General features: G+C 37.3%; 15 protein-coding genes. 3 read left to right on the forward strand and 12 right to left on the reverse strand.

Annotated elements, in window-relative coordinates:
* Window positions 1-55 precede the first annotated feature (55 nt).
* Window positions 56-592, forward strand: a complete 537-nt coding sequence (locus ACR2MV_RS03735; RefSeq protein ID WP_434020558.1) for a Smr/MutS family protein — start codon at window positions 56-58, stop codon at window positions 590-592.
* A 3-nt stretch (window positions 593-595) separates the two neighbouring features.
* Here the strand turns inward: ACR2MV_RS03735 and ACR2MV_RS03740 are convergent, their stop codons facing one another.
* Complete coding sequence (locus ACR2MV_RS03740; RefSeq protein ID WP_434020559.1) at window positions 596-1,117, reverse strand: hypothetical protein; 522 nt, start codon at window positions 1,115-1,117, stop codon at window positions 596-598.
* A gap of 108 nt (window positions 1,118-1,225) precedes the next feature.
* Here ACR2MV_RS03740 and ACR2MV_RS03745 point away from each other — a divergent pair, with 108 nt between their 5' ends.
* The gene (locus ACR2MV_RS03745) at window positions 1,226-2,362 is read left to right on the forward strand and encodes a cysteine desulfurase family protein (RefSeq protein ID WP_434020560.1); all 1,137 of its coding nucleotides are present in this window, start codon (window positions 1,226-1,228) and stop codon (window positions 2,360-2,362) included.
* Between the two features lie 48 nt (window positions 2,363-2,410).
* On the opposite strand, the gene ACR2MV_RS03750 is transcribed toward ACR2MV_RS03745, so the two are convergent.
* Complete coding sequence (locus ACR2MV_RS03750) at window positions 2,411-3,247, reverse strand: FKBP-type peptidyl-prolyl cis-trans isomerase (protein WP_434020561.1); 837 nt, start codon at window positions 3,245-3,247, stop codon at window positions 2,411-2,413.
* A gap of 106 nt (window positions 3,248-3,353) precedes the next feature.
* Complete coding sequence (gene typA, locus ACR2MV_RS03755; RefSeq protein WP_434020562.1) at window positions 3,354-5,123, reverse strand: translational GTPase TypA; 1,770 nt, start codon at window positions 5,121-5,123, stop codon at window positions 3,354-3,356.
* Between the two features lie 179 nt (window positions 5,124-5,302).
* On the opposite strand from typA, the gene ACR2MV_RS03760 reads away from it, so the two are divergent.
* Entirely contained in the window at window positions 5,303-6,115 is an 813-nt protein-coding gene (locus tag ACR2MV_RS03760) for an HAD family hydrolase (RefSeq protein ID WP_434020563.1), read from the forward strand.
* A gap of 4 nt (window positions 6,116-6,119) precedes the next feature.
* Here ACR2MV_RS03760 and ACR2MV_RS03765 read toward each other — a convergent pair whose 3' ends face one another.
* Genes ACR2MV_RS03765 through hisG form a run of 9 tightly spaced genes read right to left on the reverse strand, consistent with a single transcriptional unit; the run spans window position 6,120 to window position 13,605 of the window.
* Window positions 6,120-6,527, reverse strand: coding sequence for an acyl-CoA thioesterase (locus ACR2MV_RS03765; RefSeq protein ID WP_434020564.1), 408 nt, complete (start codon window positions 6,525-6,527; stop codon window positions 6,120-6,122).
* Window positions 6,528-6,531: 4 nt separating this feature from the next.
* The gene (gene hisIE / locus ACR2MV_RS03770; RefSeq protein WP_434020565.1) at window positions 6,532-7,125 is read right to left on the reverse strand and encodes a bifunctional phosphoribosyl-AMP cyclohydrolase/phosphoribosyl-ATP diphosphatase HisIE; all 594 of its coding nucleotides are present in this window, start codon (window positions 7,123-7,125) and stop codon (window positions 6,532-6,534) included.
* A complete protein-coding gene (hisF, locus tag ACR2MV_RS03775) occupies window positions 7,122-7,877 on the reverse strand; it encodes an imidazole glycerol phosphate synthase subunit HisF (protein ID WP_434020566.1) in 756 nt (251 codons plus the stop codon). The genes hisIE and hisF overlap by 4 nt, the downstream gene beginning before the upstream one ends.
* A 33-nt stretch (window positions 7,878-7,910) precedes the next feature.
* Window positions 7,911-8,636: a 1-(5-phosphoribosyl)-5-[(5-phosphoribosylamino)methylideneamino]imidazole-4-carboxamide isomerase gene (hisA, locus tag ACR2MV_RS03780; protein ID WP_434020567.1), complete on the reverse strand. Its 726-nt coding sequence runs from the start codon at window positions 8,634-8,636 to the stop codon at window positions 7,911-7,913.
* A gap of 4 nt (window positions 8,637-8,640) precedes the next feature.
* Window positions 8,641-9,222 carry an imidazole glycerol phosphate synthase subunit HisH gene (gene hisH, locus ACR2MV_RS03785; RefSeq protein ID WP_434020568.1) on the reverse strand — a complete coding sequence of 194 codons (582 nt, stop codon included), beginning with the start codon at window positions 9,220-9,222 and terminating at the stop codon, window positions 8,641-8,643.
* Window positions 9,223-10,356, reverse strand: a complete 1,134-nt coding sequence (gene hisB, locus ACR2MV_RS03790) for a bifunctional histidinol-phosphatase/imidazoleglycerol-phosphate dehydratase HisB (protein WP_434020569.1) — start codon at window positions 10,354-10,356, stop codon at window positions 9,223-9,225.
* The gene (gene hisC, locus ACR2MV_RS03795) at window positions 10,353-11,423 is read right to left on the reverse strand and encodes a histidinol-phosphate transaminase (RefSeq protein WP_434020570.1); all 1,071 of its coding nucleotides are present in this window, start codon (window positions 11,421-11,423) and stop codon (window positions 10,353-10,355) included. The genes hisB and hisC overlap by 4 nt, the downstream gene beginning before the upstream one ends.
* A gap of 22 nt (window positions 11,424-11,445) precedes the next feature.
* A complete protein-coding gene (hisD, locus tag ACR2MV_RS03800; protein WP_434020571.1) occupies window positions 11,446-12,735 on the reverse strand; it encodes a histidinol dehydrogenase in 1,290 nt (429 codons plus the stop codon).
* 9 nt (window positions 12,736-12,744) lie between these two features.
* The gene (gene hisG, locus ACR2MV_RS03805; protein WP_434020572.1) at window positions 12,745-13,605 is read right to left on the reverse strand and encodes an ATP phosphoribosyltransferase; all 861 of its coding nucleotides are present in this window, start codon (window positions 13,603-13,605) and stop codon (window positions 12,745-12,747) included.
* Window positions 13,606-13,903 lie beyond the last annotated feature (298 nt).

The following is a 13,903-nucleotide window of genomic DNA, read 5'->3' on the forward strand; positions in this document are numbered from 1 at the left end:
ATTAAATTGATCAAGGAATTAAAATTACAATAATTTTCAATATATATTTGCGTCTATGAATGCGAAAAAAGACTTTGAAATTGGAGATCATGTAAGGGTCATCAATGATACCTTGCAAGGAGAGGTAGTCAAAATTGAAAAAGGCTTCGTTACCATTTCCTGTGAAGATGGCTTTGAATATTCGTTTGCTCCATTGGAATTGCTCATCAACAAGGAGTGGAATCCCGAAGTAAGTCATGCGGAAACCAAAGAAATTGATACCAAACAAACCTCCAAAACCAGTTTTAAAGTTAAAAAAGGAAGTTTTGTCAAAGAAGTAGATCTTCATATTCATGAGCTCATAGATCATGAAAAAGGAATGAGCAACTTTGATAAGTTATCACTGCAATTAAATGTCGCCAAAAAAGAACTGGAACAGGCTATTAGCAAGAAACATCCTAAAATTATATTTATTCATGGACGCGGAGAGGGTGTTTTAAAGAATGAATTGAAAACTCTACTGAAAAATTACAACGTCGCCTTTCATGATGCCTCCTATCTAGAATATGGACAAGGCGCCACAGAAGTAATTATCTATCAAAACACCAAGTAAAGTTTAGGAAGCCGGACCGGTCTCAGCAGTTCCGTAAACGAAGGTTTCATCCAATTTAAGTTCCTGATCATCCACTTGCAATACAACGTCTATTAGAATTACATAATGTTTCCAACCAATAATCGTCTCACCATCTGTATCATACTTAGGTTCGTTTTCAACAAAAATTGTTCCTGAAACGCCCCTCCAGTCTTTAAGCACAACAGGTTCGACAGGCGGTACTGAAGCACAAAAATAGTTATCTGTGAGTTGATCATCAAAAAGTCTGTAGGTTACGGTATAATCTCCATTCACACTGACACTAACCGGTGTAACAATGTCTTCGTCTTTTCTAATTTGCTGATCTGTTAAAGTTACAATCAGCGCTTCCCGCTGCTCATTAGTGCTTAAACGGTAAAGCGTATAATTCTGTGTCCCACATATATTGACCTCCTCTTCAAATTCAAAACTGGAAATATCCAAATCCCCGTCATTACACGAAAAAGTCAGTAGCAATACCATCAATAAAAAAACTTTCTTCATCATACTAATTCCAATTTATTTAATACCAACAAATTATAAATCAAGTGCAAAAGTAATCGATTTGTTCCCATTATAAAACATTAGAACTAAGAAAATAATTACTTTTGTAAGATGCAAAAAATATATTTGGACAATGCCGCTACTACCCCATTAGACCCTCAGGTCATTGATGTGATGACGGATCATATGAAAAGTAACTTTGGAAACCCTTCTTCATCACATGATTTTGGCAGAAAAGCAAAAGCAATTGTCGAATTGACACGAAAAAACGTTGCCAAATATTTGAATTGTTTGGCTTCGGAAGTAATTTTTACGGCAGGTGGCAGTGAAGCTGACAACCTGGTTTTATTCAATGCGGTTAAAAATTTAGGCGTTCAGCGTATTATTAGTTCAGCCATTGAACATCATGCTGTCCTGCATACTATAAAAGTACTGCACAAGGACAATGGAATTGAAACAGTATTTGTGAAGGTTACCAGTGATGGTGAAGTTGATTATAATGACTTGGAAGAAAAATTAAAATCTTCAAATCTGAAGACACTGGTCAGTTTAATGCATGTGAACAACGAACTGGGAAATATTCTTGATATGGAGCGCGTTTCGTCTCTCTGTAAAGAATCCAATGCCTTGTTTCATTCAGATACGGTACAAGCCATTGGACATGTACCCTTAGATCTTAAAAAAACACCTATTGATTTTGTTGCTGCCAGTGCCCATAAATTTCACGGCCCCAAAGGTGTAGGCTTTGCCGTTGTTAAAAAAGGGCTCGTTATCAAACCCATCTTACATGGTGGTGAGCAGGAAATGGGATCAAGAGCAGGCACCGAAAATACCCATAGCATTGCCGGAATGAATAAAGCTCTTTCATTGGCCATGGAAAATTATGATGCGGATAAAATACATCTTATACAACTGAAAGAATATTTTATAGAACAAATAAGCAGTCATATTCCTGGCATTGCATTTAACGGCCGCTCAGCAGATATAAAAAATAGCGCACCTCACATACTCAGTGTGCGGTTTCCCACAGAAAAACCAATGCTTCTCTTCAATCTTGATTTAAAAGGGATCGCTGCTTCGGGAGGATCTGCCTGCCAGAGCGGAAGCAGCAAAGGGTCACATGTACTTTCAGCCATTTTAACTGAAAAAGAGGCCAAACAAACCTCAGTTCGCTTCTCTTTTAGCAGGTTTAACACCAAAGAGGAGATCGATCAAGTGATTCTGGAACTGATGCATATTTTTAAATAAAAAAAGGTTGTGAAAATCACAACCTTTTTTTATTTCTCTATAATAGGATCAACTATCAGCATCAAGATAGTCGGGTATTCCATCTCCGTCTGAATCATCATTTCTAGGATCTCCATCTCCATCAGCATCTTCATCTCTTGTAAGAATACCGTCTCCATCATCATCAGGATCGTTAAAATCAGCAATTTCATCTCCATCAGTGTCGTCGTTATACACATCTCCATCTCCATCAATATCCTCATCATTATTTACAACCAGATCACCATCGGCATCAGCCTCAATTACGGCACCTACTTCTGTAAAGTAATAAAGACAACTATTTGAAGGAATCGTAGGCGTTGCAAATTGTCCATAAGCCAATCCTGAAGGCATAAAAAACACGCCACTTCCTGCATTTTCGTAACCAAAAGATTCATCAGGGTAAATCACTTTATCTCCACCCTTGTAATAGGTAATTCCATACCTAAAACCAGGAATGGTCTGAGGTAAGTGAAACCATGATTTTGACGAAGTATAACTCGTATTCTGGTCAAACTTAATAGAATCTAACAAAAAGCCTCTGTATAATAATTGTACTGAATCATTCTTTGTAGGCTGGTCTCCTACACCTTCCTTGTCAACATAATAATACATCTTGTAATCGATGTCATCAAATTCAATATCATCTACCTCGACAATATCATACAATGGAATTTCTCCGTTAGTAATGGTATCAATTTCATTTTCTGGAGTTAGATAATGCGTTTGTAAAAATTCAACTAAGATCGCATCATCTATTAAAGCCTGTGCTATCGGATCATGATCATCCGTATCCGAATCATCGTCATCACTACAAGCAAACGCAACGATTCCAAGGAATAACAGCAATAAATATTTCAATTTCATTTTCATAATTTTGCGAGGCAATTTACAATTTTAAACTTTTTTAGAAAAAAACCATTCTCTATTTAACAATTAAATAACCATTTGGTTTTAGCATCTAATAAAAAGCTTATCTGAATTCAATTTTTCTCATTCTCAAATTCAAAGGTGTAACTTCCAAATATTCGTCATCTCTTATATACTCCATGCATTCCTCTAATGAAAAATCAACCTTTGGAAAAATCTTTGCACTATCATCTGTACCCGATTTTCTAACATTGGTCAATTTCTTTCCCTTAATCAGGTTTACACCCATATCTTCCTGTCGGCTATTCTCACCTACAACCTGTCCTTTGTAAATTTCATCATTAGGATCGATAAAAAACTTCCCTCTGTCCTGCAATCTGTCAATCGCATAAGCAGTAGCCTTTCCTGCCTCAGAAGCTACAATCGCTCCATTTGTGACATCACTAAACTCTCCTTTAAAAGCATCATATCCTCTTAATCTATGATTGATAATGGCTTCCCCCTGAGTAGCGGTTAGAATTTTATTTCGTAAACCTATAAGTCCTCTGGAAGGAATATCAAATTCAAGATGTTGTAAATCTCCTTTAGGTTCCATTACATGAAGATCACCTTTTCTCAGCGTCACCAAATTAACCGCCTTACTAGCTAATTCTTCTGGAACATCAATTACCATTGTTTCAAAAGGTTCACTTTTCACACCATCAATATCTTTTAGAATCACTTTTGGTCGACCTACCTGAAGTTCGTAACCTTCTCTTCTCATCGTTTCAATAAGCACTGATAAGTGAAGAATACCTCTTCCATAAACGATGAACTTATCTTCCGTATCTGTCTCTTCAACCCTCAATGCCAAATTCTTTTCAGTCTCTTTGAAAAGTCTGTCTCTTAGGTGACGTGAAGTAACAAACTTTCCTTCTTTTCCGAAGAAGGGAGAGTTGTTAATGGTAAATAACATGCTCATGGTTGGTTTATCTACCTCAATTCTTGGCATGGCTTCCGGGTTTTCAAAATCTGCAATTGTATCACCAATTTCGAAACCTTCAATACCAGTCACTGCACATATATCTCCACTTCTCACTTTAGTCACCTTGGCTTTCCCTAATCCTTCAAATGTATGCAACTCTTTGATGCGTACTTTTTTTGATGAACCGTCTGCCTTACACAGCATATAATCTTTTCCTTCCTCGAGGTCACCCCTAAAAACCCTACCGATGGCAATTCTACCTGTAAAGGACGAAAAGTCCAAAGAAGTGATCTGCATTTGCGGCGTTCCTTCTCTATAAGGTGCTTCAGGAATATTTTCAATAATTGCATCTAGCAAAGGAATGATATTATCGGTTTGTTCTTTCCAATCTGTATTCATCCAACCATTTTTCGCTGAACCATAGATGGTATTAAATTCTAATTGCTCTTCAGTTGCATCAAGCGCAAACATCAGATCAAATACCTTTTCATGAACTAAATCTGGTGTACAATTCTCTTTGTCAACCTTGTTAACTACAACAATCGGCATTAAGCCTAACTCAAGCGCCTTGCTTAATACAAATCTTGTTTGAGGCATAGGTCCTTCAAAAGCATCAACTAAAAGCAAAACACCATCTGCCATTTTTAAAACACGTTCTACTTCACCACCAAAATCGGCGTGACCAGGTGTATCAATTACATTGATCTTAACACCTTTGTAATTCACCGATACATTCTTTGAAAGAATGGTAATTCCTCGTTCCCTTTCCAAATCATTGTTGTCTAACAAAAGGTCTGTACGTTCCTTTCTGTCGTCAAGGATTTTTGCCTGATCAATGATCTTGTCAACAAGGGTAGTTTTTCCGTGGTCAACGTGGGCGATAATTGCTATATTTCTAATTGATTGCATATCTGTTTTTTTGAAAGTGCAAAAGTAATCCTTTATTTTGATTGTCAGGCCTTTTGAAGGAATATTAATTCAGGCCATTATTTCAAATGCTCTTTAACAACTTTTACAATAAATAGTAATTTAATGACGCTATAAGATGGGAGAACATTATTTTTACATCTTAATTTTTAACATTGATTATGAATCTTTCTAAGGTTAGAATGGTGGTCACAGACATGGACGGCACCCTGCTCAATTCAAAAAGCGAAGTCAGCAGTTCTTTTTTCGACTTGTTTCAGCTTCTTAAAAAACTGGAAGTGAAGTTTGTTGCTGCCAGTGGAAGACAATACAGCAGTATAAAGGACAAATTGAATATCATTTCTGAAGAAATAACAATTGTTGCAGAAAATGGTGGTTATATCATGCAGGGAGAAAACGAACTTGATGCTGTCTATCTTTCTAATGAAAAGGTCCAGTCTTTGTTGCCGGTAATCAATAAAGCAGATGGATTATATACCGTTCTTTGCGGAAAGAATGCTGCTTATATAGCTCAAAATGAAGAAAGGTTTGTGAATATACTGAAGGAATATTATACCCAATTTACGATTGTTGAGGATTTTTCTCAAATTCCGGCAGATGACATTTTTAAAGTGGCGATTTATCATTTTGAAAGTTCCGAATCATATATCTACCCGGTGGTCCGGCATTTAGAGGATCAATATCAAATTAAGATTTCAGGAGCGAATTGGGTGGATATTTCAAATCCGATTGCAAACAAAGGAAGGGCTGTTAAAATTCTACAGGATCAATTTGGAATCTCCAAGGAGGAGACCATGGTTTTTGGCGATTTTAATAATGACCTGGAAATGCTGGAACAGGCTTATTTTAGTTATGCCATGTCAAATGCTCATGATAATGTAAAAAAAGCTGCGAGGTTCCAAACAAAAAGCAATGATGAACTGGGCGTTGAATCAATTCTAAAGGAATTAATCGAATCAAAAAAGGACTCCTAATTGACTATTCGAACTCCAGTACTTCTAAAATGTCATTCTTAATTCGGGTTGGTCTTAAGGTTTTGGCATCAATTAAGCACCAGGTAGATGCTGCTTTCAATAACAGTTTGTCCTCTTTAAAAATTTCAACATAGCGAACAGATTTTACGCCTTTGGAAATTCCTACCCAGGTAGTTAGGCGCAGCGTATCACCAAGGAAAGCTTCATTATGATAATCTAATTCATGTCTCAATACAACCCAAAAATACTTTTCTTTTAAACCGTTTATAGCCAATACATTCCAGTGTTTCTCAGAAATATCGTTCACCCATTGCAGGTATACCACATTGTTCACATGTCGTAAATTATCAATGTGATCCTCTTCTACTTTGATCTCATAGGAATAAGAAACCGTATTTTTAGGTGTGTCCATAGGCTTATTTATGTCGGTCTTTCAAAACCTGTTCTATATCTTTCAGTGTATACCCTTTGGCTTGCAACAAAATTAAATAATGAAACAAAAGATCTGCAGATTCATCTAAAAATAATTTCTCATCATCATCTTTAGCCTCGATCACTACCTCAACTGCTTCTTCCCCTACTTTCTGAGCTATCTTATTAATTCCTTTTTTGAACAAAGAAGCAACATAAGATGCCTCAGAAGGGTTCTCCTTTCTACTTTTAATAACTGCCTCAAGTTGCGTCAGAAAACCAAAACTCGTTTCATTCCCCTCTCCCCAGCAGGTTGCCGTACCTTTATGGCAGGTAGGTCCTTGTGGTATTGCTGAAATCAAAAGACTGTCATTGTCACAGTCATTTTTTATGGATACCAATTCCAAAAAATTACCAATCTCTTCTCCTTTCATCCAAAGTCGTTTTTTACTTCTGCTGTAAAAAGTAACTTTATTTGTTGCCATGGTTTTATCAAAGGCCTCTTGATTCATATAACCCAACATCAAGACATTCTTAGTTTGAGCGTCTTGAATTATAGCAGGTACCAACCCTGATGTTTCATCAAATTTTATTGTCATAACCGTACGTTTATTCCCTGATTCTTTAATTCTTTTTTTAAATCCTCTATTTCTATTTCCTTATAATGAAATACACTGGCGGCTAAGGCCGCATCGGCATTGCCATGTTCAAAGGTATCACAAAAATGGCTCATGGTCCCTGCTCCACCACTGGCGATAACAGGCACATTGACTATTTCAGAAATTCGCTTTAAGGTTTCATTGGCAAAGCCATTTTTTGTTCCGTCATGATCCATGGAGGTAAAAAGAATTTCTCCTGCCCCAAGTGCCACTCCTTGTTTGATCCAATCAAACAGCTCTAATTCTGTTTCCACCCTTCCTCCTACGAGAAATACTTTCCAAATTCCATCAATCAGTTTGGCATCCACAGCCAATACGATACACTGACTGCCAAATTTATTTGCCAAATCGCTGATCAATTTTGGATTTTTTACAGCAGAAGAATTAATGGAAACTTTATCTGCGCCCGCTCTAAGCAACATGTTCACATCTTCCACACTGGAAATACCCCCTCCAACTGTAAATGGAATATTCACCTTGCGCGCCACCTCTTCCACAAGTTTGACCAAGGTTTTTCGTTTCTCCTTAGTAGCTGTTATATCCAGAAAGACCAGTTCATCGGCACCTTCTCGTGAATACCTGTCGGCTAATTCCACCGGATCACCGGCATCCTGTAATCCCACAAAATTGATACCTTTCACGGTTCGTCCGTCTTTGATATCTAAACAAGGAATTATTCTTTTACTTACCATAATCAATGCTGCGTTCAGCTCATTTTAATACATTTAATTTTCAAGAACAAAATTTTCCAATTGTTTCAAACTGATTCTGTTCTCGTAAATTGCTTTTCCAATAATGGTTCCTTCACATCCCAATTCAGCTAACTGCGACAGTTCATCATAATGAGAGATACCGCCTGAAGCTATCAAAGAGATTTCTGGGATTTCTTTTAATATTCTACTGTATAGCTCAAAGGAAGGCCCCTGTAACATACCGTCTTTTGAAATATCCGTGCAAATTACATAACGTACTCCCTTTGTCTGATAGGACTTAATAAACGGAATGACTTCATTGTCTGAAGCTTCCAACCAACCTGAAATAGCTACTTTTTCATCCTGGGCATCGGCTCCTAATATAATTTTGTCTGCACCGTATTCCTCTAACCATGATGTAAAGACTTTGGGTTCCTTTACGGCGATACTTCCACCTGTTACCTGACTTGCTCCACAATCAAAAGCGATATTCAAATCTTTGTCAGATTTTAATCCGCCGCCAAAATCAATTTTCAAATTGGTTTTGGTCGCAATTTGTTCCAAAATTTTATAATTGATGATCTGCTTACTTTTCGCGCCATCCAAATCTACCAAGTGCAAGTATTGAATGCCCGCACCTTCAAAAGATTTAGCAACCTCTATCGGATCTTCATTATAGATTTTCTTTGTGGCGTAATCTCCTTTTGAGAGCCTGACACATTTTCCATCGATAATATCAATAGCTGGAATTATTCTCATCTTCTTATATGTTTATAAAATTTTTTAAAATCTGTTCTCCCAAACCACCACTTTTTTCAGGGTGAAACTGACAGGCATAAAAATTATCTTTTTTAATCGCTCCTGAATAAGTCACATCATAAACTGTAGTGGCGATACTAAACTCATTATCAGGAATATAATAGCTGTGTACATAATACATATAAGAATCCTCAGGTACCTGATCAAAAAGATGTGTTTTAAGCGCTCTGATCTGATTCCATCCAATATGAGGTACTTTAAAGTTTTCTTCAAACTTTTTCACCTGAATGGGAAAAATATCCAAACATTCAGTCTGATTTTCTTCAGAAAAAGTACACATTAACTGCATCCCTAAACAGATCCCTAATACAGGCTGTGTTAAGGCAGGAATAACGAGATCCAAGCCATATCTCTTAATCTCTTTCATAGCACTTTGAGCCTCTCCAACACCAGGAAAAATAACCTTATCAGCCGATTTTATTTCAGCCTCATCATTGCTGCATACAGCCTCATAACCTAATCGCTCCAGCGCAAACTGCACCGATTTCACATTGCCTGCTCCGTAATCTATAATAACTATTTTCATCTATAACAAACCTTTGGTACTGGGCAAAATCATTTTTTCTGCATCTCTTTTCACTGCTACTTTAATTGCCTTGGCAAAGGCTTTAAAAATGGCTTCAATTTTGTGATGTTCATTTTCACCTTCTGCCTTAATATTCAAATTGGCTTTAGCCCCATCGGTAAATGATTTAAAAAAGTGGAAAAACATCTCAGTCGGCATATCTCCAATCTTTTCTCTTTTAAAAGCTGCATCCCAGACCAGCCAGTTCCTGCCTCCAAAATCGATGGCCACCTGTGCCAGACAATCATCCATTGGCAAGGTAAATCCATAACGTTCCATCCCTCTTTTATCAGCCAAGGCCTGCGCAAAGGCTTCACCTAAAACAATCGCTGTATCTTCCATGGTATGGTGCTCATCAACGTCAAGATCCCCCGAAACTTTTATCTCAAGGTCCATATTTCCATGACGTGCAATTTGATCCAACATATGATCAAAAAATGCCAAACCGGTATCAATATTACTTTGTCCGGTTCCGTCTAAATTGAGTTTGATATATATATCGGTTTCTTTTGTTTTTCTGGCAATCTCTGCAGTTCTTTCACTCAATACCAAAAATTCATATATATCCTTCCAATCGGCTGTTTCAAGAACAATAAAAGAGCTGATAGCATCCTCTGATGCCGTTGTTTCTCCTTCACCAAGATTCGATTCATTATTAATATATATCCCTTTGGACTTTAAATTCTTCGCCAATTCCATATCGGTCATCCTGTCTCCGATCACATAACTATTCGCAAGATCATAATCATCTTCAAAATAAGCCGTCAACAGCCCTGTAGCCGGTTTTCTGTCAGGAGAATTATCAGCAGGAAAACTTCGATCTATAAATTCCTTGTCAAAAACAACCCCTTCATTGGCAAAAGTGTCCAGGATAAAATGATGTACCGGATAAAAGGTGTCTTCAGGAAAAGATTCTGTGCCAAGGCCATCCTGATTGGTAATCATCACTAATTCAAAATCCAGTTCAGCTGCAATTTTTGATAAATAATATAAGGCCTTGGGATAGAATACCAGTTTTTCAAAACTATCTATTTGCTCATCAGCAGGCTCTTTAATCATCGTGCCATCCCTGTCTATAAATAAAACTCTTTTCATTTGTCACTGTTTTTGATAGCATCTAACTGTGCCATTCGCTTCAATAAATATTTATTTTCTTCTTCCGTACCTACTGTAATTCGGAGGCAATTATTGCATAAAGGTTCCTTCGTTCTGTTACGAACAACCAATTCTTTTGTAACTAATTCATCATATCTTCTGTTCGCATTATCTACTTTGACCAGTAAAAAATTGCTGTCGGAAGGATAGATATGTTTTACAAATCCAATTTTAGATAAGCTCTTTACCAGTTTTTTCCTGTTTTCCTTGATTTCAAATACCTGCTGTGCTATTAATTTTTCGTCTGCCAAAGATTCCAATGCGGTTCGTTGTGTCAAGACATTGACATTATAGGGCATCTTTACCTTTTTCAGCAAGTCAATGACTTCAGCATGCGCAAAACAAGCTCCTAATCTTATACCAGCCAACCCGAAGGCCTTGGAAAACGTTTGGCTAACTATTAAATTTTTAAACTCTTTAAGTCGGGAAGACCAACTATCAGTATCTGAAAAATCTATATATGCTTCGTCAATTATCACCAGAACCGGCAACTTGAGTAATTCAAGTATCGAAGCTTCATTCATTGCATTTCCTGTAGGGTTATTGGGAGAACAAATAAAGATGGCCTTGGTATGTGCATCTATATTCTTTTTGATGGATGCTACATCAAGCTGAAAGTCTGTTGTCATTTGCACCGCCCTGCATGAAATGGCATTGATATCAGATAAGACCTTAAACATTCCAAAAGTAGGTGTGTTAATGATGATATTATCTTTTTCCGGTTCAAAAAACACCCTGAAAATCATATCCAAAATTTCATCACTACCATTGCCCAGTAATATATGATCACTTGAAACTTGTTTTAAGACTGCTATTCTTTCTTTTAATTCTTTCTGATGTGGATCCGGATAACGGTTCAGTCCTGTTTCATAAGGATTCTCATTGGCATCGAGAAAGATCAACTCCTTATCAAAGTCTTTAAACTCATCCTTGGCTGAGGCATACGGTTTTAGATTTCTAACAGAAGGCCTGGCCATTTTCAATATATCTATCACGTCTGTTGACATCGCATTTTTCAATTTTATAGAATCAATTCTTATTTATTTTCTCAAGTCTTACAGTCACGGCATTTTTATGGGCCATCAATCCCTCTGCTTCTGCCATTATTTCGATGGCATTGCCAATCGACAACAATCCCTTATCAGTAATTTCCTGAAAACTCACTGTTTTTTGGAAAGCGTCCAGGTTCACACCGCTGTAGTTTTTTGCATAACCGTTCGTTGGCAAGGTATGATTTGTCCCAGATGCATAATCACCGGCGCTTTCAGGTGTATAATCCCCAACAAATACAGAACCGGCATTTTTGATCTCCTTCATAATGGTATGGGCGTCCTTTGTGCTTATGATCAAATGTTCAGGGGCATAGGCATTGATCAAAGCGATTGCCTCTTTTTGATCAGAACAATAGATCAGTTTTGAATTTTCGATCGCCTTTTCGGCAATGGCTTTCCGAGGTAACTTTGAAAGTTGTTTGTATACCTCTGTTTCAATTTCTTCCATCTTGGATTTTGAATCAGATACCAAAATCACCTGACTATCTGCACCATGCTCAGCCTGAGAAAGTAAATCAGCTGCCATAAAACTTGCCGTGGCACTTTCATCAGCATACACAAGTAATTCACTTGGTCCCGCTGGCAAATCAATTCCAACATCATATTTCAAGGCCATTTGTTTTGCCACTGTCACATACTGGTTTCCAGGTCCGAAAATCTTATACACCTTTGGAACTGTGGCAGTTCCAAAGGTCAGTGCAGCAATCGCCTGTATACCTCCGATTTTATATATTTTTTTCACACCACACAAGGCTGCGGTATACAACACTGCCGGATGCACATTTCCTTGCTTATCGCTTGGAGTACATAGTACAATTTCTTCACATCCCGCAATGGTAGCAGGTACCGCAAGCATGAGAATTGTGGAAAACAGTGGTGCTGTCCCACCAGGAATATACAATCCCACTTTTTCTATGGCACGCTTTTCCTGCCAACAGACAACACCGTTTGATGTTTCTGTCTTATTAATTGCCACCTGCTGAGATTTGTGAAAAATCTCAATATTTTCTTTCGCTAAAGAAATCGCATTTTTTAATGCTTCCGAAATACGATCCTTCGCGTCTTCAATTTCATTTTGTGACACTTGCAGATTGTCAAGACTTGCCTGGTCAAATTTCTCCACATACCTCTTTATTGCCGTATCTCCTTCGGCTAAAACATCATCAAAAATCTGAGACACAAGAGGCTCTATCTGACTATAGCTTTGTGTCGGTCTTTTCAACAAAGTGGGCCATGTGGCCTTGTCTGGATCAAAAAACTTATTCATCTCCTTCAATTAAATAACCATTTTTTCAATCGGTGCGACTAAAATACCTTCCGCTCCCAATACTTTCAACTCATCAATAATTTCCCAGAATTTATTCTTTTCAATAACCGTGTGTATTGAACTCCATCCTTTTTCTGCTAACGGAAGAACTGTAGGGCTTCTCATACCCGGCAATATATCAATTACCTGATCTATGGTCTGGTTCGGTACGTTCATTAAAATATAGTTATAATTTCGGGCTTTTAATACTGATTGAAGTCTAAACCTTAATTTTGACAGTGTTGCCTTGTTTGCCTCACTGATTTGAGGAGAAACGGCTAATACCGCCTCTGATTTCGCAATCACTTCCACTTCTTTTAAGTTATTTTTAAAAAGTGTACTTCCACTGCTTACGATATCGCAAATTGCATCGGCCAGGCCTATGCTTGGTGCAATTTCAACAGAGCCAGAGATTTGGTGCAGTTCAGCAGTAACACCTTGCTCTTTCAGATACATTTGCAGGGTATTCGGATAGGAAGTGGCAATTTTCTTTCCATTCAGGTCCTTGATTGAACTATAATCAAACGTTTTAGGCACTGCCAATGAAACACGGCATTTTGAAAAAGACAATCTTTCTAAAACATCAATTTGTCCCTGATCTTTTTCAACGAGTAAATTCTCTCCAATGATGGCAATATCAACGACTCCATCCAATAAATACTGGGGAATATCGCTGTTTCTCAAATACAGTATTTCCATCGGGAAATTTGAAACAGTTGCCCGCAACTGATCCAATCCATTACTGACCGAGATACCGCATTCTTTAAGAATTTTAAGAGAGTCTTCATTTAATCTCCCTGATTTTTGAATCGCTATTTTTAATCTTTCCATTTTTGTTAATTATGTCTGAGCACCAAAATGAGTCATAAAAAAACCCGCTTGAATGCTCAAACGGGTTTTAAATATTTTGACTTTAATCACAACATATTTAGCTCGCTTGAGTGCAAGTATGAATATGATGACGATGTAAAGTAATTGTTCTCATTTTAATAAAATCAGGCACAAATGTAAACATATATTTTAAAAATTCAATAGAGAAATTCAAAATAATTTAGTTTTCCTTTTGACTGGCATAGCTATAGCCTTGCTTCCACCATTTGCGCATTTTATCTTTCTCGAAAACCAAGGT

Source organism: Lutimonas sp. (assembly GCF_051011215.1).
Classification (GTDB): domain Bacteria; phylum Bacteroidota; class Bacteroidia; order Flavobacteriales; family Flavobacteriaceae; genus Lutimonas.